We start from the raw sequence: 795 nt of genomic DNA on the forward strand, positions 1-795 counted from the left end.
GTCGACTACATCGACGTGTCGCCGCGCCAGATGGTGTCGGTGGCCACCGCGATGATCCCCTTCCTGGAGCACGACGACGCCAACCGCGCGCTCATGGGCTCCAACATGCAGAGGCAGTCGGTGCCGCTGCTCAAGAGCGAGGCGCCGCTGGTCGGCACCGGCATGGAATACCGTGCCGCGACCGACGCCGGTGACGTGATCAGCGCCGAGAAGGCCGGTGTGGTCGAGGAGGTCTCCGCCGACTACGTCACCGTCATGAACGACGACGGCACGCGCACCACCTACCGTGTCGCCAAGTTCAAGCGCTCCAACCAGGGCACGAGCTTCAACCAGAAGCCCATCGTCGCCGAGGGCGACCGGGTCGAGGTCAACCAGGTCATCGCCGACGGTCCCTGCACCGACAAGGGCGAGATGGCGCTGGGCAAGAACCTCCTGGTGGCGTTCATGCCGTGGGAGGGCCACAACTACGAAGACGCGATCATCCTGTCCCAGCGGCTGGTCCAGGACGACGTCCTGTCCTCGATCCACATCGAGGAGCACGAGGTCGACGCCCGTGACACCAAGCTGGGCCCCGAGGAGATCACCCGGGACATCCCCAACGTGTCGGAGGAGGTCCTGGCCGACCTCGACGAGCGCGGCATCATCCGCATCGGCGCCGAGGTCGTCCCCGGCGACATCCTGGTCGGCAAGGTCACCCCGAAGGGCGAGACCGAGCTGACCCCGGAGGAGCGGCTGCTGCGCGCGATCTTCGGTGAGAAGGCGCGCGAGGTGCGCGACACCTCGCTGAAGGTGCCG

1 pseudogene is annotated in these 795 nt (G+C 67.4%); it reads left to right on the forward strand.

Annotated elements, in window-relative coordinates:
* Positions 1-795, forward strand: a pseudogene (locus tag FAF44_RS56610) (DNA-directed RNA polymerase subunit beta); the annotation flags it as partial.

Source organism: Nonomuraea sp. MG754425, assembly GCF_021699195.1.
Classification (GTDB): domain Bacteria; phylum Actinomycetota; class Actinomycetes; order Streptosporangiales; family Streptosporangiaceae; genus Nonomuraea.